The organism is Enterobacter cloacae complex sp. SHL022 (assembly GCF_049237785.1).
In the GTDB taxonomy this organism is placed as follows: Bacteria; Pseudomonadota; Gammaproteobacteria; order Enterobacterales; family Enterobacteriaceae; genus Enterobacter; species Enterobacter hormaechei_C.
This window is the reverse complement of record NZ_JBMKJH010000002.1, coordinates 91,379-115,271: the sequence shown is the minus strand read 5'-3', so window position 1 is coordinate 115,271 and position 23,893 is coordinate 91,379. Positions and strand designations below refer to the sequence as shown.

Genomic DNA, 23,893 nt, shown 5'->3' with positions numbered 1-23,893 from the left:
GATGTACGCACAGTATGACGGTTTGATCTTCGACATGGACGGCACCCTCCTGGATACCGAACCCACGCATCGTCAGGCCTGGACCGAAGTCCTGGGCCGTTACGGTATGCGTTTCGATTTACAGGCGATGATTGCCCTCAACGGATCGCCCACCTGGCGTATCGCACAGGCCGTGATTGAGCTGAATCAGGCCGATCTCGACCCTCATCAGCTCGCGCGTGAAAAAACCGACGCGGTAAAAGCCATACTGTTAGACACCGTGCAGCCTTTACCACTCATTGACGTCGTCAAGGAGTGGCACGGCCGTCGTCCTATGTCTGTCGGTACGGGCAGCGAGAGCGCGATTGCTGAAGCGCTACTCAATCACCTTGGCCTGCGCCACTATTTTTCTGCCGTCGTTGCCGCCGATCATGTTAAACATCACAAACCCGCACCGGATACCTTCCTGCTCTGTGCAGAATTAATGGGTGTTCCACCTGCAAAATGCGTGGTGTTCGAAGATGCTGATTTTGGCATTCAGGCCGCGCGTGATGCCGGAATGGCGGCGGTGGACGTTCGCTTACTGTGAGTGACGCGCTGTCACTCGCTTCATTATTCGCCAGCAGTTTTTTAAGCTCCACCCTCTTACCGGGGAATTCGGAAGTGGTGCTGGTGGCGATGCTGTTGTCCGGCGTAAGTCAGCCCTGGTTGCTGGTCTTAATAGCAACAATGGGTAATAGCCTTGGAGGGCTGACTAACGTTATTCTTGGACGTTTCTTTCCGCTACGCGAAAAATCTCGCTGGCAGGAAAAGGCAGTGGGCTGGCTAAAACGCTATGGCGCTGCCACGCTGTTATTAAGCTGGATGCCTGTAATAGGCGATTTACTGTGTCTGCTGGCGGGATGGATGCGCATCTCCTGGGGACCGGTGCTCTTTTTTTTGTGCCTTGGCAAGGCGTTACGCTATGTTTTACTGGCATGGGTAACACTACAGGGTATGACGTGGTGGCACTAATTGGTGGAATGAATTCGCGACCTTCAATCGTCAACCATTACAATTATGCTGAGTGACAATTTTTTGACAGGCGGGAGGTCAAATTGATCCCGGACGTATCACAGGCGCTGGCCTGGCTGGAAAATCACCCTCAGGCACTGAAGGGGATTCAGCGTGGGCTTGAGCGCGAAACGCTGCGCGTAAATGCGGATGGTAGCTTAGCGACTACGGGACACCCGAAGGCGTTAGGCTCGGCGCTGACACATAAATGGATCACAACCGATTTCGCCGAAGCGCTGCTGGAGTTCATCACGCCAGTAGACGGTGATATTGATCATATGCTGACGATCATGCGCGACGTGCATCGCTTCACCGCCCGCAACCTCGGCGACGAGCGTATGTGGCCGCTCAGCATGCCGTGCTATATCGAGCAGGGGCAGGATATCGAGCTGGCGCAGTACGGCACCTCGAATATTGGTCGGCTGAAAACGCTGTATCGCGAAGGACTGAAAAACCGCTACGGCGCATTGATGCAGACGATCTCTGGCGTGCACTACAACTTTTCTCTGCCGATGGCGTTCTGGCAGGCGAAGTGCGGTGAAACGGATAAAGAAGCGATCTCCGCGGGCTACTTCCGCCTGATCCGCAACTACTACCGTTTTGGCTGGGTTATTCCGTATCTGTTCGGCGCGTCCCCGGCTATCTGTTCATCGTTCCTGCAAGGGAAACCGACCACGCTACCGTTCGAGAAGACCGAATGTGGCATGTATTACCTGCCATACGCGACCTCCCTGCGCCTGAGCGACCTTGGCTATACCAATAAATCGCAAAGCAATCTCGGAATTACGTTTAACGATCTGCACGAATATGTGGCAGGCTTGAAGCGGGCGATAAAAACCCCGTCGGAAGAGTACGAAAAAATCGGCCTCGAAAAAGACGGCAAACGCCTGCAAATTAACACCAACGTGTTGCAGATTGAAAATGAACTGTATGCGCCGATTCGTCCGAAGCGCGTGACGCGCAGCGGTGAAACGCCGTCGGATGCGCTACAGCGCGGCGGGATCGAATACATTGAAGTGCGCTCGCTGGATATCAACCCGTTCTCACCGATTGGCGTTGACGAGCAGCAGGTTCGTTTCCTTGACCTGTTTATGGTCTGGTGCGTACTGGCGGATGCGCCGGAAATGAGTTCCGACGAACTGCTGTGTACCCGTGCCAACTGGAATCGCGTGATTCTGGAAGGGCGCAAGCCGGGCCTGACGTTAGGTATTGGCTGTGAAACGGCTCAGTTCCCACTGTCTAAGGTAGGGAAGGATCTGTTCCATGACCTGAAGCGCGTAGCCCAGACGCTGGATAGCGTGTACGGCGGCGAAGCTTACCAGAAGGTCTGCGACGAACTGGTTGAAAGCTTTGATAACCCGGAACTGACATTCTCAGCACGTATTCTGCGTTCTATGATTGAGCAGGGAATTGGTGGCACAGGGCGTTCACTCTCAGCGGAGTACCGTGAGATGCTGATGCAGGAGCCGTTAGAGATCCTGAGCGAAGCGGATTTTGTGGCAGAGCGCGATGCGTCGGTTGTGCGTCAGAAAGAGGTCGAAGCGGCAGATACTGAGTCGTTTGAGGCGTTTCTGGCGAAGCAGGCCTGAACCAAAAGAAAAAGGCCACATCGCTGTGGCCAAAATATACATCTCTGAATTCAGGGATGATGATAACAAATGCGCGTCTTTCATATACTCAGACGCGCATTCTGTAGAAGAGTTCAGTTTATTTTAAAAAAAATCACTATCGGAGGTGACGTATGCCGTTATTAGATAGCTTTACTGTCGACCATACCCGTATGGAAGCACCAGCAGTCCGCGTGGCGAAGACCATGAACACGCCGCACGGCGACACGATCACCGTTTTCGACCTGCGCTTCTGCGTGCCGAATAAAGAAGTGATGCCAGAGAAAGGCATTCACACGCTGGAACACCTGTTCGCCGGATTCATGCGCGACCACCTGAACGGCAACGGCGTGGAGATCATCGATATCTCTCCGATGGGCTGCCGCACCGGTTTCTACATGAGCCTGATTGGTCAGCCTGAAGAAAAACGCGTCGCGGATGCGTGGAAAGCAGCAATGGAAGACGTGCTGAAGGTGAAAGAGCAGAACCAGATCCCTGAGCTGAACGTTTACCAGTGCGGCACTTACCAGATGCACTCTCTGGAAGAAGCTCAGGAGATTGCCCGTCATATCATCGAACGTGATGTTCGTGTAAACAGCAACGACGAGCTGGCCCTGCCAAAAGAAAAACTTCAGGAACTGCACATTTAGTATCGTGCCTGTGGATGCCCGGTGGCGCTTCGCTGACCGGGCCTACAATCCTGATGACGACAACCACCACCTTCTCCTTTACCCATCGCCCGCTTGTGCCGTTTTCGCATGATTATGCTCATGGCGACAGCGAGCCGTGGCATCAGCACGACTGCGCGCAGCTCCTGCACAGCCTCACCGGCGTCGTGCGGGTGGATACCGCATCCGGCTGCTGGGTGGTGCCGCCCGGTCGCGGCGTCTGGCTACCTGCGGGTACGCAGCACGCCCTGCGCATCACCGGCAACGTTGCCGCCCGCACGCTGTTTATCGACCCGCTGGCGCGCGCCGATCTCCCGGCGACCTGCCAGATCGTGCAGATCTCGCCCCTGCTGCGCGAGCTGATCCTGACCTCCCTTACGCTTCCTGAATCTTACGCACCCGGAAGCCGCGATGAACGTGTTTATGAGCTGATCCTCGATGAAATTCGTCTCATGCCGGTGCTGCCGTTTCACCTGCCCGAGCCGGAAAGCGAAGCGCTGCGCCATCTCTGCCAGCAGATTCGAATGGCCCCGGGAGAAAGCTGGAGCAGCGCCCAGGCCGCAGGTATTGTGGGGATGAGCGAACGCACGCTGAACCGTCATTTTCAGCAGCAGACAGGCCTGAGCTACGGCGAATGGGTGAGAAGGGCGCGACTGCTGGAAGCCTTAGTGCGGCTGGCGCAGGGCCAGCCGGTATTACGCGTGGCGCTGGATCTGGGGTATGGCAGCCACAGCGCCTTTACGGCAATGTTTCGCCGGGTTATGGGTCTCTCACCCAGCGATTACTTCAGGAACGACTGACCGCGTTAAAAAGCGCCTGAATCGACGCGCGTGCCACGTCGCTGTCGATGCCCACGCCCCAGCGGCTGGTCCCATCCTGGAACAGGCAGCGGATATAGGCCACCGAGCGGCTGTCGCTGCGTTCGCCTAACGTATGTTCGTGATAATCCTTGATCACAAACGACGCGTTGATCCAGCGGCTTAAGCCGTGAGCGGCGGCGGAGAGCAAACCGTTTCCCTGGCCTTCCAGCTGGCGGGTGCCCCCATGCGTGGCGACGCTTGCCGTCAGCCGCAGCTGGCCGTCCTGCTGGCTGTCGCTGCGGTACGATTGCAGCGCTAATGGCGGGCTCGCCACCAGGCCGTAACGGGCGCGGAACAGCTGCCAGAGCGCATTCTGCGTCATCTCTTTTCCATGGTTATCCGTTTCCTGCTGCACGTGCTGGCTAAAATCCTGTTGCAGGGCGCGAGGCAATTTCAGGCCGTGGTTTTGCTCAATAAGCCAGGCGCTTCCGCTTTTTCCTGACTGGCTGTTCACGCGGATCACCGCTTCATAGGTACAGCCAATATCCTGCGGGTCGACGGGCAGATAGGGCATCTCCCAACGTTCGCCAGGCTTACGGGCATCGAAACCTTTCTTGATGGCATCCTGGTGCGAGCCGGAGAAGGCGGTGTAAGCCAGACGACCCGCCCACGGATGGCGCGGATGGACGGGCAGCTGGTTGCAGGTTTCTACCGTTTCAACCACCCGATTCATATCGCTGAAATCCAGATTCGGGCTAATGCCCTGGCTGTAGAGGTTCATCGCCAGCGTCACCAGGCAGACGTTGCCCGTGCGCTCACCGTTGCCAAACAGGCAGCCCTCCACGCGGTCAGCCCCGGCCATGACGGCCAGCTCCGCGCTGGCGACGCCCGTTCCGCGATCGTTATGCGGATGTACGCTGATACAGACGTCACTGCGGCGGCTGAAGTGGCGGCAGAAATACTCGATCTGGTCAGCATAGACGTTCGGCGTGCTCACTTCGACGGTAGCGGGCAGGTTGACGATCATCGGACGCGCCGCGCACGGCTGCCAGATCTCCGCCACGGCTTCACAAATCTCCAGCGCAAACTCCGGTTCGGTAAAGCAGAAGGTTTCCGGGGAGTATTCGTACTGCCAGCGGGTGTCAGGGTTCTCTTCACACAGCTGACGAATCAGGCGCGTCGCGCGCGTCGCCAGCTCGACGATTTGCGCTTTCTCCATGCCGAATACCAGACGGCGGAACAGCGGGGCGGTAGCGTTATACAGGTGAACGGTGGCCTGCTTCGCGCCGCGCAGGGAGTCGAAAGTGCGATGGATAAGATCGTCCCGCGCCTGCGTTAACACCTGAATGGTGACGTCATCCGGGATGCGGTTCTCCTCAATCAGCTGACGTACAAAATTAAAGTCCGTCTGCGAGGCGGACGGGAAGGCGACTTCTATTTCTTTAAACCCGCAGGTCAGCAGCAGATCCCAGAATTGCAGCTTGCGCGCGCTGTCCATCGGCTCGGCCAGCGCCTGGTTACCGTCGCGTAAGTCGGTCGAGAGCCAGCGCGGGGCGCAGGTGATAATCTGCTCCGGCCAGCGGCGGTCGGGCAACGAAAGGGTGGGGTAAGGCTGGTATTTGTCGGCGGGTGTGTTCAGCATGGTGCGCTCCTGTTGTCTTTTCACTATCGTGAATCGATTTCAGGCGCGCTGCTTTATCGGAACTGACAATCGCTGTCGCGTTTTGGACAACCGTAGAAGTTGCCCGGTGGCGCTGCGCTTACCGGGCCTACGATCGTAGGCCGGGTAAGGCGTCCTGTAATGAGGGCTAATGCGCCCCACCGCCCCCGCTACCGGCCCCAAACGGTGGTTTGGCAAACCACACCAGCCCCAGCAGGACGATAAAGATCCCCGCCGATATCCAGAAAATCTCGTTTGCCGAGATAATCAGCCCCTGGTTGGTGATCTGCTGGGCAAGCCAGCCGGACGCCTGCTGCTCCGTCATCCCCATCCCCTCAAGCTGGCTATACATCTGCTGAGCGTTAGGGTTGAACGGGTTCACCGCTTCGGTGAGTTGAGCATGGTGCATCGATTCCCGGTTGGTCCACAGCGTGGTGGTGATCGATGTCCCGATGGAGCCCGCCAGCGTACGGGTGAAGTTCGACAGGCTCGATGCCGCCGCCATCCGCTCAGGCGGCAAGCCGGAAAGCGTAATGGTGGTTAGCGGCATGAAGAAGCACGCTACGGCGAAGCCCTGAATAAACTGTGGCCACGCGGAGGCGCCAAAGTCCATTCCCGGTTCAAACGTATACGCGCGCCAGTAGAAGCACACGGCGTACATGATGAAGCTGAACGTCACCAGCCTGCGCATGTCGAGCTTATGGGCGAAACGGCCAATAATCGGCGACAGCAGAACCGGAATTAACCCCACCGGCGCGGAGGCCAGCCCCGCCCAGGTTGCGGTATAGCCGTACACCTCCTGCAACAGCTGCGGCAGCAGAACAATCGCGCCGAAGTAGAGCATATAGGCGAGGCTGATACACAGGCAGCCGATGGTGAAGTTTCGCGATTTAAACAACGAGAGGTCGACTATCGGGTTATCGTCCGTCAGCTCCCAGACAATCAGGAAGCTGATGGCCACCACAGCGACCACCGTCAGTACGATGATTTCCGTAGAGGCGAACCAGTCCAGCTCTTTACCGCGGTCGAGCATGATTTGCAGGCTGCCGATGCCGACAACCAGCAGTGCCAGTCCGATGCCGTCGATCCGCCGCTGTTCGGTCCGCGTTTCGCGACCACGCAGAGACTGTAGCGTCATCAGTACCACCAGCGCACCGATGGGCACGTTGATGAAGAAGATCCAGCCCCAGTGATAGTTATCGCTGATATAGCCGCCGAGGATTGGCCCGCAAATCGGAGCGACGATCACCGTCATCGACCACAGCGCGAGCGCGATGGAGCGTTTGGCGGGCGGATAGTTGTTCAGCAGCAAACTCTGAGACAGCGGAATCAACGGCCCGGCGACAATCCCCTGGATGACGCGGAAGAAAATCAGCATCGTCAGGCTGCTGGACATGCCGCAGGCCCAGGAGGCCAGCACGAACAGGATCGTCGACCAAAGGAACAGCTTCACTTCACCGACGCGCTTCGCCAGCCAGCCGGTGATGGGAATGGAGATGGCGTTCGCCACCCCGAACGAGGTAATGACCCAGGTCCCCTGGCTCAGCGATGAGCCAAGGTTCCCGGCGATCGTAGGGATCGCCACGTTTGCGATGGTGGAGTCCAGCACCTGCATGAATGTCGCCAGCGACAGCGCAATGGTCATAATGACCAGTTGCGCCCCCTCCAGCGGTTTTTGCGGCTTTTGCTGTTGCATAACGCTCACCTTCGGCTTAACCGGCGTTTGCCTTCACGATGTCATCGATCAGCTTATTGACCGGATCGAGGCTAATTTCACGGGCGTTACTTTCATAAGCTGGCGTACTGCGCACCTGGCTTGCGAGGATCTGACCGTCGCGGTTGGCGGTATCGACCGTCACCAGCGTGGAAAGGCCAATTCGCAGCGGATGGTCTGCCAGCTGCTTAGGATCCAGTTCGATACGCACAGGCAAGCGCTGTACCACTTTGATCCAGTTGCCGGTGGCGTTCTGTGCAGGCAGCAGGCTAAACGCGCTGCCGGTCCCCATGTCCAGACCGACCACTTTCCCGGTGTACTTGATGTCATCGCCGTAAATATCGCTGACCACGGTTGCGGTTTGGCCGATACGCATATGCGCCAGTTGGGTCTCTTTGAAGTTCGCATCGACCCACAGATTGTTCGCCGGAACGACCGCCATCAGCGGCGTGGTGGTGCTAATCTGCGCCCCTGGCTGTACGGAACGACGGGAAACGTAGCCGGTCATCGGGCTGACGATTTTGGTACGTTGCAGGGCAAGCCACGCGTTACGCACTTCGGTCGCCGCCTGTTTCACCGCCGGCTGGTTTTCCAGAGAAGTACCCAGCACCATCGCCTGATTAGCGTTGTACTGTTGGATCGCCACGTCCAGCTGCGCCTGTGCGCTGGCCACCGCATCGCGGGCGTGCTGCAACTCTTCACGGCCAATCAGGTTGGCGGTGCCGAGAGGAACACGACGATTGAGGTCGCTCTGCGCCTGAGCCAGCGCCGTTTTCTGCACGTCGATATTGGCCTGAAGCTGCTTGCTGTTGATCATCAGCTGGCGGGTCTGGCGAACGCTGGAGGCCAGCGCCGTCTGTGCTTTTTCAAAGGCCTGTTGGGCGTCGGTTGGATCGAGCGTGACCAGCACATCGCCTTTTTTCACAAAGTCGGTGTTATCAGCCCAGACTTTCGTCACGCTGCCTGACACCTGGGCCATGATTTGAACCTGATTCCCTGCCACGTATGCATCGTCTGTCTCTTCAACATGACGCAAGACTAAAAACCAATAGATCCCATATGCCACGGCAATAATAATAAAGAGCAAGGTCAGCAGAATAAGGGCGCTCTTACGTTTGCCCTTTTTGTTGACCGGTTGCTGCGGGGGGGTGTTCTCCGCATTTGCGCTCATTGTTGTTCTCCACGATCTTTTTATTTTCACATCGGCTGAGCCGACCTGTTGTCAGAAAGGCCAGCAGTTTCACGTGCTGGCCTGTCAGTTTTTCTTTTTAGCAATCTGGAATGTTGAGCGGATCGTCGCGTTAGCGCAGCGCCTCAAGGATGACGCCATCTTCATCCATCTGGTCCAGACGGGTGAGCAGCTTGCGAGTAATATGCTCAAGCTGGTCGCGCTCGGCGGTGCTGAGGGCAGACCAGAGCTGGTGCAGGCAGTTGTGCTGCGGTGGCAGCACTTCGCGCAAGAATTCGTGACCTTTCTCGGTCAGTTGCAGATGCAGGCAGCGGCGATCGTTATCGCTTTCACGTCGTTCAATCCAGCCGCGCTTTTCCAGTTCATCCGCGATACGGGTTGCATTGGTACGGGATGACCCCAGCGCACAGCTCAGTTCCGATGGCTGAATGCTGTGATTTTCCTGAGACTCCAGCGTAATCAACGCCATAAACAACGTCTCGTTAATCCCTTGCGCTTTCAGCATCTTGTTACGATTTTCCAGCAGCTTACCCTGCATGTGCATGCACAGGCGGGTCAGCAGAATTTCCTGATACGGGAAGTCCTCATGACGACTGGCGCGGAACTTAAGCATTTGTTCAATGGGCGTAAACGAACTATCCATTTTGGGCATAACCTCATTAATTACAGCCGATATAGTAACGACAGTGACAAATAATGTAAATGAATTATTTGTGCGGTTATATCCGCCAAACGTATGTCACCATCAGAAAGCGCCGGGTAAATCCGTGACCCGGTGAGCACAGAGAGTGTGGGGTGTGTACCCGCGAAAGAGGGGATGTGAGGACAGGGGTCTGAACTATTCATGCCGGTAGTAAATATGTCACCCACAATAAAATTTCTGGGATAAATGATTGCTGTTACCTTAACAGATGCAGGCCCCCTTTACACCCCAGGGGACCCAAAGCAATGTAAAACTTAGTGAATTGCTTCCTGACGGTGATAGCCGCGCCACCATACCAGCAGATTTATCGCCGCGACGATGGCGCCGATGGCGCACACTCCCGTCCAGCCCGCATGCTGCCAGGCGGAGGCTGAGATGAGCGAGCCCGCCGCGCCGCCGATAAAGTAGCTGGTCATGTACCCGGCCGTCAGACGGTTACGGGCGTCCGGCTTCACGCGGTAAATCACGGTCTGGTTGGTGATGTGTACGCCCTGCACGGTGAGGTCTAGCACCAGAATACCGACAATCAGCGCCAGCACGGAGACGTGTCCGTACCAGATGGCCGCCCAGGAGAGCAGGAGTAAAACCAGCCCTGCGGAGGTGGTCATATGAGATTTACCTTTATCGGCCAGCCCACCCGCCGGGCGCGCGCCCAGTGCGCCAGCCGCGCCTGCCAGCCCGAACAGGCCAATCACGCCTTCTGAGTAGTTAAACGGTGGCGCGGCGAGCAGAAACGCCATCGACGTCCATAAGATGCTGAAGTTGGCGAAGGTGAGACACCCCAGAATGGCGCGCGTGCGCAGGAGTTTATCCCGGGTGAAGAGGCTGAAAACGGAGGCGAGGAGCTGCGGATAGTTCAGGTGATTTTCCTGCTTCACCTTTGGCAGGCCGCGCCACAGGGCCAGCGCCATGATAACCATCAGCACGCTCGCCACCCAGTAAACGGTGCGCCAGCCGCCGAGGCTCGCCAGCAGCCCGGCAACGGTTCGCGCCAGCAGGATGCCCAGCAGCAGGCCGCTCATGATAGTACCGACCACTTTGCCGCGTTTTTCCGGGGAAGCCAGCGTCGCGGCGAGGGGAACCAGAATTTGCGCCACCACCGAGAACAGCCCCGTCAGCGCGGTGCCGATAATCATCATCGTTAACGACTGGCTGCTGGCGGTGATCAACATTCCGCCCGCCGCCAGCAGCGTCATGGAGACGATAAGCATCCGGCGCTCAAACATATCGCCTAATGGCACCAGGAACAGCAGCCCAACCGCATAGCCGAGCTGTGCTGCGGTGACAATAAAGCCGGCGGAGCTGGCTGAAAGATCGAAGGCGCGTGCGATGGTGTCGAGCAGTGGTTGTGCGTAATAGTTGCTGGCGACGGCCAGACCCGTTGCCACGGACATTAAAAGGATGAGTGCGGGGCTAAGCCCTTGAGTTGTTTTTGTCATTAGTTTCAGGAATCGTGAGTTAAGTGATTATTTTTCCGGAAACATAATAACCAATGGTGGTGAATGTTGGGGAATTGTTATGTGTGTGTTTGTGCGGTTAAGCCCCTCACCCTAACCCTCTCCCGAAGGGAGAGAGAACGCTAACACCCTCTCCCTTCGGGAGAGGGCTGGGGTGAGGGGAAAGTACCTTACTTCTGCGCCTCAAGCGCCTCTTTCACCCAGCCATCGAACTGCTGCTGGTGGGCTTTGATCCAGCCATCCACGTGGCCTTTGATATCTGCTTCGGATGATTTACCCGCGTGCATCATCGCGTTCTGGGCGTTAATGTCAGCCAGCGGCAGTTTCATCACCGAGAACAGCTTCGCCGCCGCAGGGTTTTTCTCGGCCCAGGCTTTGTTCGCCACGATATGCATGGTATTCACCGGGAAGCCATAGTTCATGCCATTTGGCAGTTTGGTGTCGATATCTTTCTGCTCGCCCGGCAGGGAAGAGAAGGGCACCTGCAACCACACCACGTCTTTGCCCGGCTTCAGCACGTCGCTCACCCAGTACGGCGTCCAGGTGTAGTAGATCACTGGCTTGCCTTCTTTAAAGCGGGCGATGGTGTCGGCCATCATCGCAGAGTAATTGCCGTGGCTCACGTCGACGGTCTTAGCCAGATCGAAGGCTTTGTTCTGGTGGTTAATCACCGCTTCACAGCCCCAGCCCGGCGAGCAGCCCATCATGTCGGCTTTACCGTCACCGTTGGTATCAAAGAGTTTGGCGATCTTCGGATCTTTCAGCTGTTCAATATTGGTGATGTGATACTTATCGGCGGTTTTCTTGTCGATCAAATATCCCTGCGCAGCGCCGGTCACAAAGGTGCTTTCACGGTAGAATTTCTTGTCACCGCCTGCGGCGGCATACATATCGTCGTGCAGCGGCTGCCAGTTCACGGCGGTAAAGGTGGCATCGCCGGAGGCAATGGAGGTATAGCCCACGTTGTAATCCACTTCGCTGGCGGTATTCACCGTATAGCCCAGTTTCTCCAGCGCACGGCTGACAATCTGGGTCTGGAAGGACTCTTCCGAAATGGTGCTCTGCACCGGCTGCACGGTAATGCCTTTGCCCGGCAGGTCAGCGGCAACTGCGCTGGTGGAGACAAGGGTCGCAAACGCTGTGGCAAAAAGTACGTTATGTCGCATCGTTGTTCCTTATTTTGTGAATGGGCGGGTGAGTAACCCGACAGGGCCGGTGGTGTACCAGCGACGGTTGCCGCGACTGCGTGAATCACGACCGACAGCCTGGGTCAGGCGGTCAAGAATGATGGCGAGGATCACAATCCCGACGCCGCCGACGGTCGCCAGCCCCATATCGAGACGGCCAATGCCGCGCAGTACCATCTGACCTAACCCGCCAACGGCAATCATTGAGGCGATCACCACCATCGACAGCGCCAGCATCAGCGTCTGGTTAACACCTGCCATAATGGTCGGCATCGCCAGCGGAAGCTGAACCTTAAACAGCATCTGACGCGGGCTGGCGCCGAACGAGCGCGATGCCTCTATCAGATCCGCAGGCACCTGGTTAATGCCCAGAATGGTCAGACGAATAATTGGCGGAAGGGCGAAGATAATGGTCACGACCACCCCCGGTACGTTACCGATGCCGAACAGCATCACGATAGGCACCAGGTAAACGAACGCTGGCGTGGTCTGCATCGCATCCAGCAGCGGGCGGATAATTTTCGCGGCCCGGGGGCTGCGCGCCAGCCAGATCCCCATCGGCAGGCCGATCACCACGCAGAACAGCAGGGCGGTCAGCACCAGCGCCAGGGTGATCATCGCCTGAGACCACGCGCCAATCGCGCCGATGGCAATCAGGGAGATCAGCGTGGCGATCCCCATACCCGCGCTGCCGAACTGCCATGCGATCAGCGAGAACAGGATAATCGCCACCGGCGCGGGCATGCCCAGCATCAGCTGCTGGAAGCCGTTCAGGATGTAATCCACCGGGATGCGGATCCCCTGGAACACCGGACGGAAGTGGGTAACGACCCAGTCAATCCCCTCCGTTACCCAGCTATCCAGCGGGATCAGCGTCTTGTGGAACGGATCCATAATATTGAAATGCTCTGGGGCAGGCGCTGGTGCGCTGTTGAGCCAGTCTGCCGCGCCGCCGCCATCGGCAGGCGCAGGCGTCGAACCCCACGCATCGGCAGATTGCGCCGCGCTGTCCGCTGCTTCAGTGGTGCCCCATGGGTTTGATTGATCAGCCATTGTTTGTCCCCTCGCGATCTAAAGCCTGTAGCAGCATCCGTTTTGAGATGATGCCAACGTACTGTTGTTCTTCACCGACGACCGGCACGGCGCACGGCGCCTGACCCACGTGAGAGAGCAACTCGCTGAGCGGCGTTTCGGCGTCCACGGCAAGCGGAGCGTCAATCAACGCTGCATCGATTCCCTGGTTTTCGCTCAGGGCGGTTTTCAGGGAGTCGATGGAGACAACGCCGACAAATTTATTGCCGCGTTCAACCAGATAACCGTATTCACGGTCTTCGTCCTGCAACAGCTTCAGCGCGGAGCGCGGACCAAAACCTGGCGTTTTTCGAATAATGCCGTTTGGTGTTCGACGGGCAATATCTTTCGCACTGAATACGTGGCTAATATCCACGCCGCGAAAGAAGGTGCGCACATAATCATTCGCCGGATTATTGAGAATTTCATCCGGTGTGCCGACCTGCACCACTTCACCATTTTGCATAATGGCGATACGGTCACCAATACGCATGGCTTCATCCAAATCGTGAGAAATAAAAACAATGGTGCGCTGATGTTTGGCCTGTAATTTTACCAGCTCATCCTGCATCTCGGTGCGAATTAAGGGATCGAGCGCCGAGAAGGCTTCGTCCATTAATAAAATATCCGGATTAATCGCTAATGCGCGCGCTAATCCCACACGCTGACGCATACCGCCGGAGAGTTCATCCGGATACGCATGAGCATAATTTTCCAGCCCGACCTGACGCAGTGCATCAAGGGCTTTTTCCTGACGTTCCTGAGCGGGGATACCGGCTAACTCCATGCCAAAGGCGGTATTATCGAGTACCGTCATGTGCGGCATCAGTGCAAATGACTGAAACACCATCGCAATTTTCTTTCTGCGCACCTCGCGGAGTTCCGCGTCTGATATTCTGGCGATATCAACGCCGTCAATCAGCACCTGTCCGCGGGTGGGTTCAATCAGGCGATTGAGAAGGCGAACCATAGTGGATTTACCCGAACCGGATAATCCCATGATGACAAAAATCTCGCCTTCTTCAATGGCCAGACTGGCGTCTTTAACGCCAAGCGATAGCCCGGTTTTTTCCAGAATTTGCTCTTTCGAAAGGCCTTTCTCAATATATTTGAAAGCACGCTGCGGGTGCTCGCCAAATACTTTATAAAGATTTTTCACTTCTAATTTAATTGCCATGCAATAGAGAGTGTCCTGTTATTTGTTTATGTCGATATGATTACCATGGTAAATAGTTAACTGGCATTACCCTAACATACTCAGAATCTGAGACAACCCTGGGCCAGCCGAAGGCCAGAATTTTGCCGCAAGCGAAACGGCTGAATTTCCCATGAATAAAGGGCTGAGGGCGGTTTGAATTTTTCTCAATTTTTTGCTGCTGCATGGGGAAATTTCGCCTGAATCGGTGTGATTCAGGCGAATATGACGGGGAAATTACAGTGTAGTACGTAGTGGAATATTCGGCTGAAAATAATGAAATGCAGAGTTAATTAATGAACGTTAATTCATTCATTAAAAATCCCAGTCCTCGTCTTGCGTCTCCACCGCTTTACCCATCACGTACGACGAGCCGGACCCGGAAAAGAAGTCGTGGTTTTCATCGGCGTTGGGCGACAGCGCCGCGAGGATCGCCGGGTTCACTTCCGCCATTTCCGGTGGGAATAACGCTTCGTAGCCCAGGTTCATCAGCGCCTTGTTGGCGTTGTAGCAGAGGAAGGCTTTTACGTCCTCTTCCCAGCCCGTTCCGGCGTACAGCTCCTCGGTATAACTCAGCTCGTTGTCATACAGATCCATCAGTAAATCGAGGGCAAAACCTTTGAGTTCCTCGCGTTTTTCCGGGGTGACTTTCTCCAGTCCTTTCTGGTACTTATAGCCGATGTAATACCCGTGTACCGCTTCATCGCGGATGATGAGGCGAATCAAATCGGCGGTGTTGGTGAGCTTGCCCCGGCTCGACCAGTACATAGGCAGCCAGAAGCCGGAATAGAAGAGGAAAGATTCCAGGAATACGCTGGCGATCTTCTTCTTCAGCGGCTCGTCGGCCCGGTAATATTCCAGCACCAGATCTGCCTTGCGCTGCAATGACGCGCTCTCTTCACTCCAGGCGTAGGCGGCGTCCACGTCCCTGGTCTGGCACAGAGTGGAGAAAATCGAGCTGTAAGAGCGGGCATGCACCGCCTCCATAAAGCTGATATTCGACATTACCGCCTCCTCGTGCGGGGTCAGCGCATCACTCATCAGCGCGGGCGCACCCACGGTATTCTGAATGGTGTCCAGCAGCGTCAGGCCGGTGAAGACGCGGATTGTCAGCTGCTGCTCGGCATGGCTCAGAGTTTGCCAGGCCGGAATATCGTTGGAGAGCGGCACCTTTTCCGGCAGCCAGAAGTTGCTGGTCAGGCGGTTCCATACCTCCAGGTCTTTATCATCCTGAATTTTGTTCCAGTTAACGGCGCTTACGCGTGACAGTTTCATCCTTTCTCCTTACAGCGCGCAGGACACGCAGCCTTCAATTTCGGTGCCTTCCAGCGCGAGCTGGCGCAGGCGAATGTAGTACAGCGTTTTGATGCCTTTCTTCCAGGCGTAGATCTGCGCTTTGTTGATATCCCGCGTGGTGGCGGTGTCCGGGAAGAAGAGCGTCAGCGACAGCCCCTGATCCACATGTTTAGTCGCCTCGGCGTAGGTATCAATGATCTTTTCCGGGCCAATTTCATAGGCGTCCTGGTACAGAGCCAGATTCTCATTGGTCATAAACGGGGCAGGGTAGTAGACGCGCCCGGTTTTGCCTTCCTTACGGATTTCAATCTTCGACACGATGGGGTGGATGCTCGACGTGGCGTGATTGATATAGGAAATGGAGCCGGTTGGCGGCACCGCCTGAAGGTTCTGGTTATAAATGCCGTAGCGCATCACCTCTTCACGCAGCTGTTGCCACATCTCACGCGTCGGCAGGGTGATGCCAGCGCGGGCAAACAGCGCGCGTACTTTTTCGGTTTTCGGCTGCCAGTCGCCTTCCAGATACTGGCTGAAATACTCTCCGCTGGCGTAGCGGGACTGCTCAAAGCCTGCGAACCGCTGGTGGCGTTCGCGCGCCAGCATCATCGAGGTATGCACCGCATGCCAGGTGACGGTGTAGAAATAAAGGTTGGTGAAATCCAGCCCTTCGGGGCTGCCGTAGGCGATGCCCTCCCGCGCCAGATAGCCGTGCAGGTTCATCTGCCCAAGGCCGATGGCATGCGACGCGGCGTTGCCCGCTTCAATAGACGGTACGCTGCGGATGTGGCTCATGTCTGATACCGCCGTCAGTCCGCGAATGGCGGTCTCTACCGTGCGGCCAAAATCGGGAGAGTCCATGGTGTGGGCAATATTCAGCGACCCGAGGTTACAGGAGATATCCTTGCCCACGTCCGCGTAGTCGAGGTTCTCGTCGTAGCTGGACGCGCTGTTGACTTGCAAAATCTCCGAGCACAGATTGCTCATGTTGATGCGCCCGCCAATCGGGTTGGCGCGGTTCACCGTATCCTCGTACATGATGTACGGATAACCGGATTCAAACTGAATTTCAGCCAGCGTCTGGAAGAAATCCCGGGCGTTGATGGTTTTTTTACGAATGCGATCGTCGGCCACCAGCTCGTCGTACAGCTCGCTTATCGCCACGTCGCCAAAGGCTTTGCCGTAAATCCGCTCAACATCATACGGTGAGAAGAGCGCCATGTCGGCATTCTCTTTAGCCAGCTTAAACGTGATATCCGGGATCACCACGCCGAGCGACAGGGTTTTAATGCGGATCTTTTCATCGGCGTTTTCACGTTTGGTATCCAGAAAACGCAGAATGTCCGGGTGGTGCGCGTGCAGATAAACCGCACCCGCGCCCTGACGCGCGCCAAGCTGGTTGGCGTACGAAAAGGCATCTTCCAGCATCTTCATCACCGGGATGACGCCGGAGGACTGATTTTCGATGCGCTTAATCGGCGCGCCCGCTTCCCGCAGGTTCGAAAGCAGAAATGCCACACCGCCGCCGCGTTTCGAAAGCTGTAGCGCCGAATTTACCGCACGGCCAATCGACTCCATATTGTCTTCAATACGCAGCAGGAAGCAGGAGACCAGCTCGCCGCGCTGGGCTTTCCCGCAGTTAAGGAACGTTGGCGTGGCGGGCTGGAAGCGGCCGGAGAGGATCTCCTCCGTGAGACTTTCGGCCAGCACTTCATCGCCCTGCGCCAGCGTCAGCGCCACCATCACCACCCGATCTTCAAAGCTTTCTAAATAGCGTTTGCCGTCAAAGGTTTTCAGGGTGTAGCTGGTGTAATACTTCCACGCGCCGAGAAACGTCTGGAAGCGAAAACCGCTGGCGTGCGCCCGTTCAAACAATGCCACCACGAAGGCGCGGTCGTAGCGGGTCAGGACACGCTCTTCGTAATAACCCTCTTTTACCAGCCAGTCGAGACGTTCCTGCTGGCTGCCAAAAACGATGCTGTTCGGGCGCACATGAGCGGCAAAAAAGGCGTCCACCGCCTCACGATCTTTATCAAACTGAATGCGCCCCTCCCGGTCATAGAGGTTTAGCATGGCGTTTAATGCGTGGTAATCCGGCGTTGCCTGAATCACGCGCTCTGCGGTTGTCGTTGCCAAAATTCGTTCACTCCTTTACGCACGTTCTCTACGTCCTGCTGTGTCCCCATCAGTTCAAAACGATAGAGATACGGCACGCCGCATTTTTGAGAGATGACATCCCCGGCGCGGGCAAAGGCCTCGCCGAAGTTGCGATTGCCTGCGGCGATCACGCCGCGAATAAGCTGTCGGTTATGGGGATCGTTCAGAAAGCGGATCACCTGACGAGGCACAGCCCCTGCGGTGCCGCCACCGCCATAGCTGGGCACCACCAGAATGTAGGGTTCGTCTACCTGAATACGCTCCCGCTCGTTCAGCGGAATGCGTATCGCGGGCAGCCCGAGACGCTCCATAAACCGAAGCGTGTTTTCCGAGCTGCTGGAAAAGTAGACCAGCGTGCTCATGCACTGACGCCCTGAGCGGCAAGGCGGTTGATCATGTCCGGACGGAAGCCAGACCAGCTGGTGTCGCCGGCAACCACAACCGGAAGCTGACGGAAACCCTGCGCCCGCAGGGTGTCTGCCGCATCGGGCACCTGATCAATATTGACCATCTCAAATGCCACGCCGCGGCTCTCCATCGCCCGTTTCGTGGCGTGGCACTGAACACAATCGTTACGAGTGTAAATAATAATGCTCATGATTCGCATTTCCATTTAGAATGAGAGGACGGCGCGAGTAAACGCGTCATATTGTGTGTGTCTTACTAAAGGGGATACTAGATGTAGTTTATATAAGTTTCAACCACACAAGATATGGGAAATTCAGATTAATAAGGCCCCGATGATGAGCCTGGCGGGGCAGGGCGGGCTGTACGGTTTTTTCAGGTTGTCAGACAAAGAAAAGCCCCGGCGCCTGAGGCTACCGGGGCTAAGAACGCGCGCTTACTTACGCAGACTAAGCAGGGCGCCGACAAAAATCCCGACCGCCGCGACCGTTCCCAGCGTACAAAGCGGTTTTTCACGTACGAAGGTGGTGGCGCAGCTGGCCATGTCGCAGGCCGCCTGAGTGGTACGTGAGCGGCCATTCATCCTTGCCCGCGTTTCACGCAGCAGAGACTGAGCCTTACGTTTCGCGGCATCTGCTTCGTCCTTCGCGTCAGAGCCCCAGGATTTCAATACGGCTTCCAGCGTGTCCGCTAATTGGCTGACATCGTTACGAATATCCTGTGTGTCGTCATTAATATCGTTTCGGTTCGGTCTGTTAAACATACGATCCTCCATAATTTGTGTTCCCGTTTAGTTTAGTCCAGAAATGTAATATCTGAAGCGAGTCACGGCTTATCGGGCAGTTTATGGAATATTCTGAAAGCCCTGCTAATGCTGAATACTGTAAGGTTGCCGGGCAGGAATGATAATGAGGAAAAGATATGTATTTACGACCCGATGAGGTGGCGCGCGTTCTTGAAAAAGAAGGGTTCACCATGGATGAGGTAACATCAAAAGCATACGGATATCGCCGTGGTGAGAATTATGTTTACGTCAACCGTGAAGCAAGAATGGGGCGTACTGCTCTCATTATTCACCCGACACTCAAAGACAGAAGCCTGTCATTTGCTGAGCCCGCCTCGGATATTAAAACCTGCGATCATTATCAGCAATTTCCGCTCTATTTAGGCGGCGAGACGCATGAACATTATGGTATTCCGCACGGTTTCAGCTCGCGTATGGCGCTGGAGCGATTCCTGAAAGGGCTGTTTGGCGACGTACAATAACTCTGCGACTGGCATGAGCCAGTCGCCTTACCTTACGCTTTTGCCTGGCTATAAGGGCTGACTTTGAACAGGCGGCGGCAGTAGTCAAGAAAGTAACCGTACACCGCACCCATCAGCATGGATACCACGATATTTGAACTTACCGCAGCGGCGATTTGATGCCAGTCTGCGCCCACCGTCAGCAAAATAAACACATACACCGGGGACTGGAACGTCACGTAAGCCAGCACGTCCGCCAGGTTTTTTACCCAACCCGCCGGGCTAATACGCCGGGCTAAACGCATCACTGCATCGCGGTACAGGCCGTACGGCCAGGCGATCATGATATTCACCGGAATGGCCACCAGGCGCGACGAGAGAGATTGCTCAAAGGACATTCCCGACAGGAAAATTTCAATCAGCATATTCACGACGGAACAGTAAACGACCATCGCGAACGTATCCGCTACCGCATGGCGCAGGCGAGACTGCGGTGAGAACATGTCTGAACTCCTCGAACAGGACAAAAAAGTGGCGTTTTACCTGCAGCCTTTAGTGCTTTAGGTTGGTTTGTTTTGAGTGTATAGCGTATCTCTCTGACTTTTAACTAACAAGTAGTGATTAATTTTTATTTACTGGCGCTTTAGCCATAAAATTCTCTAACATTGTGCGTTTTTTGCGCGCTTCGTTATTTTCTCTCCTCGTGCCTATTTTAGTGAAATATATCAATGAATTAGATTATCTATGCGCGTGTGAAACCTTTGTTGTGTGGGATTTTGGAGGCGGCTTTTTGAACGGTTTAAAACAGGGTTTTTTGGCCTGGGGAAGGGCGGTATATTACGCTTTAAAACAGACATATATTTCAGGGTTATATTTACGGGATATTCTAAAACATTTACAATAATGTCAAAACGTCAGGGTGGGTAGATATCAGAACCAAAATCAATTATTCTGTTGCCTGATTTATGTTATACACACGAAGAAAGGTTTTTCATTATTATGGCTTTAACGTTACAGAATCTTAATAATATTCGTACCCTCCGGGCGCTGGCACGTGAATTATCCATGGATGTTCTGGAAGAAGTGCTGGAAAAATTCCGGATTGTCACTGAAGAAAAACGCAGCGAGCAGGCTGAATTAGAGCGTCAACGCGCTGAACAGCAGGATAAAATTAATGCTCTGCTGGAACTGATGAAAGCTGACGGTATTTCTCCGAGCGATCTGTTAGGCAGTGACCTGGCGCAGGCGGGTCAGCCGACGAAAAAACGTAAAGCGCGTGCGGCGAAATATCGTTTTATTGACGCGAACGGTGAAGAAAAAACCTGGACCGGTCAGGGACGTACGCCAAAGCCAATTGCGACCGCACTGGCAAACGGTAAATCGCTGGACGATTTCCTGATCTGATGATTATTCGGGCGGTGTATTCCGCCCGATTATTGACTTAGCAGACGCCAAAGTCACCTTCTTCGGAGTACAGAACTACGTCCGCCGCTTTCAGGTGATATTTCTCGCCCTGCTCATCGCTGGCCTGCACGGCCACAATGTTTTCACCATTCACTTCGAGCACTTTCAGTTTCGGACCGCCCTGACGCGGTTGGACATAATCACCGACAGAAAACATAGCACCTCCTCATCATTGTCATGATCTTCACCATAGCCCACGTCCGGGACGGGGTACAGCCTAATCTTTCAGATACTCCTTATCAGGTACGTCGGTTCCACGGCATCACTTTCAGAAGTCGCGCCATACCGCAAAAACCTGTCACTCCGGCGAACAGCAGCCCGGCGCCCACAAAACCGCTCAGCAGGAAAAAACCGCTGGAGACGCTGTAACCCAACACCACGCCGCAGAGGATCAGCAGCCCGGCAGCGATCTGCACCTGACGCATCAGCGGAAGCGGCTGCGATCGATCTTCAACGGTCAGCAGTCCGGCCTGTTTCCAGCCCTGAATGCCTCCCTCAACCACACAGGCGTTCGCAGGGGATGCTGCCTGCGCCAGACGAGCAGCATTGTTTGAGGTTCGTGCGCCGGACTGACAGTGGAAAATCACCGTTTCTCCCGGCGCCGCGTTAAGCCCGCCGGGTAACGAATCCAGCGGAATGGAGTGCGCCGCCGGAATATGCTCGCGGGCATACTCGTCGGGGTCGCGAATATCGATAAGTTTGGCGCCTTCAGCAATAAGCGCGTTTGCCTGCTGCGGCGAAATAAGAGGAAGAGACATTATGTTTCCTTACGGTCAATTTCAAAACAGTAGAGCATTTAAGGCCGGGTTTAAGCCAGTGTAAAGAGGGTAAAGGCAGGTAAAAGCGCGAGAGACGAATGGCAGTTACCCGTAAACTGGCTACGCTTAGAGAAGTGTCTTTTATAATTTTCAATTGGTTAGCTTGCACGGAGTTATTTATGGGTTTTTGGCGCGTTGTTTTTACGATTATTCTCCCGCCGCTGGGCGTGCTGCTTGGCAAGGGGCTGGGCTGGGCGTTTATTCTGAATATCCTTCTGACCATCCTGGGCTACTTCCCCGGTCTTATCCACGCATTTTGGGTTCAGACGAAGAGCTAGGTACGCCACAGTAAGTCACTGTAGATCCGGGTCAGCACGCCTTCGGGGCCAAATTGCTGTTTTATCCAGCGCGTGACCTGACCGGTCGCCGCATGCTGCGTGGCGAGCAGCATGCGCGAATCCTGGCGCGGATTATTGATTCGCCGCGTTACCAGCAGCCCATCCTCCACCGCCTCACGCGTCATGTATTCCGGTAAAAATCCAATACCTTCCCCCAGGATCTGACACTGGCATTTCGTGTTGAAGTCCGGCACCAGAATCGCCTCCTGACCGTGAAGCAGCCAGCCCACCTTCTTATTGATGGTATGCGCGGTATCCTCGACCATGATATTGGGATACAGACGCAGCTGACTTTCGGAGATGGGCTCCGGGGCGAACGCCAGCGGATGCGTGGGCGCGATGGCAAATACCCAGCGGATCGCGCCTATCTCGGTATAATCAATGCCGCCGCCGTCCAGCAGCGTATCCGGCGCGCCAATGGCGATATTGGCCTGATTATTAATGATGGAATCCCAGACGCCGTTATACACCTCGGTCGTCACCGTGATCTGGCAGGTGGGAAACTGTTTTTTCAGCACCTGGAGCAAACGCGCGGTATGGCGTGGCGTATACAAAAGCTGATTTATGCAGATGCGCACTCGCGTCTCAATGCCCTGAGAAATGGTATCAATCCCGCGCTTGATGGCATGAAAGTCATTCAGCAGGTCGGTCGCTTTACGATAAAAATAAAAACCGGATTCGGTCAGCTCAATGCTGCGCGTGTTGCGTACAAACAGCACCACGTCCAGGCCGGTCTCCATGCGTTTGATGGTGTAACTGATTGCCGAGGTGGTTACGCCCAGCTCGGCAGCCGCTTTGCTAAAACTGCCAAAACGTGCCGCGGTGGTGAAGGCCAGCAAATTCTCTTCGGTAAAGATGGAATTCATATTATGGCTCCTGGTGACCATCAGTTTTGAACATATTTTAACACTGGCGTTACATCATAGTTGATGTTGGTCACAGTTCTGTATTTTTACGTAGGGCCGCGCTGTGTAAGGCTTTTTCAGCCATAAGGATAATGCAGCCTGAAGCGTGTAAAAGCGGTAAAACATAAGAAAAAGGTTGCACAGACGCACGTTTCTGCCGGACCGTTGAATTTAACTCAACAATGAATTGCGTGTCGATGAATCATTTTTAAGCGGATTCTTTTATGACCAGGCTGTTGCTATTCTCAGGTCATCAGAAGTGAAACATAGGGAGTCTGAATATGTCTGCAACTGCACTGGTTACAGAATTTCTGCTGGCGGCAGAAGAGGGCAATATCGACGCGCTAAAAGCCTGCCTGGAAAAAGGCGTGGATATTAACGTAACCAACCGCCAGAAAAGAACCGCCATTATTATTGCCAGCCTGAAAAAGCATTACGCCTGTGTGGAATTTTTAATTGCCGCCGGGGCGGATATTGATAAACAGGACCAGACCTGTTTTAACCCCTTCCTGATCAGCTGCCTGACCAATGATTTAACCCTGCTGCGCATTCTCCTTCCGGCGGATCCGGATCTCGACCGTCTGACGCGCTTTGGCGGCGTGGGCATTACCCCTGCCAGTGAAAAAGGGCACGTTGAAATCGTGCGTGAGCTGCTGGAAAAAACCGACATCAACGTCAACCACACCAATTTTGTCGGCTGGACGCCGTTGCTGGAGGCCATCGTATTAAACGACGGCGGCGCAAAGCAGCAAGAAATTGTGAAGCTGCTGCTGGATCACGGCGCGAACCCGCACATGACCGATAAATACGGCAAAACCCCGCTCGAACTGGCGCGGGAAAAAGGCTTCAACGCGATCGCAGACCTGCTGCTGGCGGCAGGCGCGTAGCGCATTCGGTCAGCCTTCCCCTGGCTGGCCGTTACTGAAAAAACGCATTGTTACCGACGTGCATTTAGCACGACGGCGGCCCCCTTTTATCTTAAACA

26 protein-coding genes are annotated in these 23,893 nt (G+C 55.3%); 9 read left to right on the top strand and 17 right to left on the bottom strand.

Annotated elements, in window-relative coordinates; genetic code table 11:
* The first annotated feature begins 1 nt into the window (after position 1).
* From yqaB to ACOTZD_RS04700, 5 genes are all read left to right on the top strand, one after another.
* Positions 2-568, top strand: coding sequence for a fructose-1-phosphate/6-phosphogluconate phosphatase (yqaB, locus tag ACOTZD_RS04720; RefSeq protein ID WP_015571665.1), 567 nt, complete (start codon positions 2-4; stop codon positions 566-568).
* Positions 565-993, top strand: a complete 429-nt coding sequence (locus tag ACOTZD_RS04715) for a YqaA family protein (RefSeq protein ID WP_017692791.1) — start codon at positions 565-567, stop codon at positions 991-993. The genes yqaB and ACOTZD_RS04715 overlap by 4 nt, the downstream gene beginning before the upstream one ends.
* An 83-nt stretch (positions 994-1,076) precedes the next feature.
* On the top strand, positions 1,077-2,621 hold the full coding sequence (gshA, locus tag ACOTZD_RS04710) for a glutamate--cysteine ligase (RefSeq protein ID WP_022649137.1): 1,545 nt from the start codon (positions 1,077-1,079) through the stop codon (positions 2,619-2,621).
* A gap of 152 nt (positions 2,622-2,773) precedes the next feature.
* The gene (gene luxS, locus ACOTZD_RS04705) at positions 2,774-3,289 is read left to right on the top strand and encodes an S-ribosylhomocysteine lyase (protein WP_003862180.1); all 516 of its coding nucleotides are present in this window, start codon (positions 2,774-2,776) and stop codon (positions 3,287-3,289) included.
* A gap of 53 nt (positions 3,290-3,342) precedes the next feature.
* Positions 3,343-4,107: an AraC family transcriptional regulator gene (locus ACOTZD_RS04700; RefSeq protein ID WP_003862181.1), complete on the top strand. Its 765-nt coding sequence runs from the start codon at positions 3,343-3,345 to the stop codon at positions 4,105-4,107.
* On the opposite strand, the gene leuA is transcribed toward ACOTZD_RS04700, so the two are convergent.
* From leuA to ACOTZD_RS04635, 13 genes are all read right to left on the bottom strand, one after another.
* On the bottom strand, positions 4,094-5,749 hold the full coding sequence (gene leuA, locus ACOTZD_RS04695; protein WP_032610003.1) for a 2-isopropylmalate synthase: 1,656 nt from the start codon (positions 5,747-5,749) through the stop codon (positions 4,094-4,096). The genes ACOTZD_RS04700 and leuA overlap by 14 nt on opposite strands.
* Positions 5,750-5,915: 166 nt before the next feature.
* Positions 5,916-7,463, bottom strand: a complete 1,548-nt coding sequence (gene emrB / locus ACOTZD_RS04690) for a multidrug efflux MFS transporter permease subunit EmrB (protein WP_006811709.1) — start codon at positions 7,461-7,463, stop codon at positions 5,916-5,918.
* A gap of 16 nt (positions 7,464-7,479) precedes the next feature.
* The gene (gene emrA / locus ACOTZD_RS04685) at positions 7,480-8,652 is read right to left on the bottom strand and encodes a multidrug efflux MFS transporter periplasmic adaptor subunit EmrA (RefSeq protein ID WP_022651722.1); all 1,173 of its coding nucleotides are present in this window, start codon (positions 8,650-8,652) and stop codon (positions 7,480-7,482) included.
* Positions 8,653-8,782: 130 nt separating this feature from the next.
* Positions 8,783-9,313, bottom strand: a complete 531-nt coding sequence (emrR, locus tag ACOTZD_RS04680; RefSeq protein ID WP_017694792.1) for a multidrug efflux transporter EmrAB transcriptional repressor EmrR — start codon at positions 9,311-9,313, stop codon at positions 8,783-8,785.
* A gap of 314 nt (positions 9,314-9,627) precedes the next feature.
* Positions 9,628-10,812, bottom strand: coding sequence for an MFS transporter (locus ACOTZD_RS04675; protein WP_174401911.1), 1,185 nt, complete (start codon positions 10,810-10,812; stop codon positions 9,628-9,630).
* Between the two features lie 188 nt (positions 10,813-11,000).
* On the bottom strand, positions 11,001-11,996 hold the full coding sequence (gene proX, locus ACOTZD_RS04670) for a glycine betaine/L-proline ABC transporter substrate-binding protein ProX (protein ID WP_174401910.1): 996 nt from the start codon (positions 11,994-11,996) through the stop codon (positions 11,001-11,003).
* Positions 11,997-12,005: 9 nt separating this feature from the next.
* Positions 12,006-13,070 (bottom strand): glycine betaine/L-proline ABC transporter permease ProW, encoded by a 1,065-nt coding sequence (gene proW, locus ACOTZD_RS04665; RefSeq protein WP_015571659.1) that lies wholly within the window; start codon positions 13,068-13,070, stop codon positions 12,006-12,008.
* Positions 13,063-14,265: a glycine betaine/L-proline ABC transporter ATP-binding protein ProV gene (gene proV, locus ACOTZD_RS04660; protein ID WP_022651720.1), complete on the bottom strand. Its 1,203-nt coding sequence runs from the start codon at positions 14,263-14,265 to the stop codon at positions 13,063-13,065. Before proV ends, proW begins: the two co-directional genes overlap by 8 nt.
* Positions 14,266-14,598: 333 nt before the next feature.
* Positions 14,599-15,558: a class 1b ribonucleoside-diphosphate reductase subunit beta gene (gene nrdF / locus ACOTZD_RS04655; RefSeq protein WP_022649130.1), complete on the bottom strand. Its 960-nt coding sequence runs from the start codon at positions 15,556-15,558 to the stop codon at positions 14,599-14,601.
* Positions 15,559-15,567: 9 nt separating this feature from the next.
* Positions 15,568-17,712: a class 1b ribonucleoside-diphosphate reductase subunit alpha gene (nrdE, locus tag ACOTZD_RS04650; RefSeq protein ID WP_022651719.1), complete on the bottom strand. Its 2,145-nt coding sequence runs from the start codon at positions 17,710-17,712 to the stop codon at positions 15,568-15,570.
* Entirely contained in the window at positions 17,685-18,095 is a 411-nt protein-coding gene (nrdI, locus tag ACOTZD_RS04645) for a class Ib ribonucleoside-diphosphate reductase assembly flavoprotein NrdI (RefSeq protein WP_003862188.1), read from the bottom strand. The genes nrdE and nrdI overlap by 28 nt, the downstream gene beginning before the upstream one ends.
* Positions 18,092-18,331: a glutaredoxin-like protein NrdH gene (nrdH, locus tag ACOTZD_RS04640; RefSeq protein WP_017382770.1), complete on the bottom strand. Its 240-nt coding sequence runs from the start codon at positions 18,329-18,331 to the stop codon at positions 18,092-18,094. The genes nrdI and nrdH overlap by 4 nt, the downstream gene beginning before the upstream one ends.
* Positions 18,332-18,574: 243 nt before the next feature.
* Positions 18,575-18,901, bottom strand: coding sequence for a DUF883 domain-containing protein (locus ACOTZD_RS04635; RefSeq protein ID WP_017382769.1), 327 nt, complete (start codon positions 18,899-18,901; stop codon positions 18,575-18,577).
* Positions 18,902-19,059: 158 nt separating this feature from the next.
* Between ACOTZD_RS04635 and ACOTZD_RS04630 the strand changes: the two genes are divergently transcribed.
* A complete protein-coding gene (locus ACOTZD_RS04630) occupies positions 19,060-19,404 on the top strand; it encodes a DUF2002 family protein (RefSeq protein WP_006811693.1) in 345 nt (114 codons plus the stop codon).
* A gap of 32 nt (positions 19,405-19,436) precedes the next feature.
* Here ACOTZD_RS04630 and alaE read toward each other — a convergent pair whose 3' ends face one another.
* Complete coding sequence (gene alaE / locus ACOTZD_RS04625) at positions 19,437-19,886, bottom strand: L-alanine exporter AlaE (protein ID WP_022651718.1); 450 nt, start codon at positions 19,884-19,886, stop codon at positions 19,437-19,439.
* A gap of 496 nt (positions 19,887-20,382) precedes the next feature.
* Here alaE and stpA point away from each other — a divergent pair, with 496 nt between their 5' ends.
* Entirely contained in the window at positions 20,383-20,787 is a 405-nt protein-coding gene (gene stpA / locus ACOTZD_RS04620) for a DNA-binding protein StpA (RefSeq protein WP_022651717.1), read from the top strand.
* 37 nt (positions 20,788-20,824) lie between these two features.
* Here the strand turns inward: stpA and ACOTZD_RS04615 are convergent, their stop codons facing one another.
* Positions 20,825-21,004 carry a hypothetical protein gene (locus ACOTZD_RS04615; RefSeq protein WP_003862199.1) on the bottom strand — a complete coding sequence of 60 codons (180 nt, stop codon included), beginning with the start codon at positions 21,002-21,004 and terminating at the stop codon, positions 20,825-20,827.
* Positions 21,005-21,086: 82 nt separating this feature from the next.
* Entirely contained in the window at positions 21,087-21,605 is a 519-nt protein-coding gene (locus tag ACOTZD_RS04610) for a rhodanese family protein (protein ID WP_032609995.1), read from the bottom strand.
* Between the two features lie 179 nt (positions 21,606-21,784).
* Here ACOTZD_RS04610 and ACOTZD_RS04605 point away from each other — a divergent pair, with 179 nt between their 5' ends.
* Complete coding sequence (locus ACOTZD_RS04605) at positions 21,785-21,943, top strand: YqaE/Pmp3 family membrane protein (protein WP_003862203.1); 159 nt, start codon at positions 21,785-21,787, stop codon at positions 21,941-21,943.
* On the opposite strand, the gene ACOTZD_RS04600 is transcribed toward ACOTZD_RS04605, so the two are convergent.
* Complete coding sequence (locus ACOTZD_RS04600; RefSeq protein WP_015571650.1) at positions 21,940-22,869, bottom strand: LysR substrate-binding domain-containing protein; 930 nt, start codon at positions 22,867-22,869, stop codon at positions 21,940-21,942. The two genes, ACOTZD_RS04605 and ACOTZD_RS04600, sit on opposite strands and share 4 nt — an antisense overlap.
* Before the next feature lie 320 nt (positions 22,870-23,189).
* Between ACOTZD_RS04600 and ACOTZD_RS04595 the strand changes: the two genes are divergently transcribed.
* Positions 23,190-23,795, top strand: a complete 606-nt coding sequence (locus ACOTZD_RS04595) for an ankyrin repeat domain-containing protein (protein WP_023323649.1) — start codon at positions 23,190-23,192, stop codon at positions 23,793-23,795.
* The last annotated feature ends 98 nt before the right edge of the window (positions 23,796-23,893 follow it).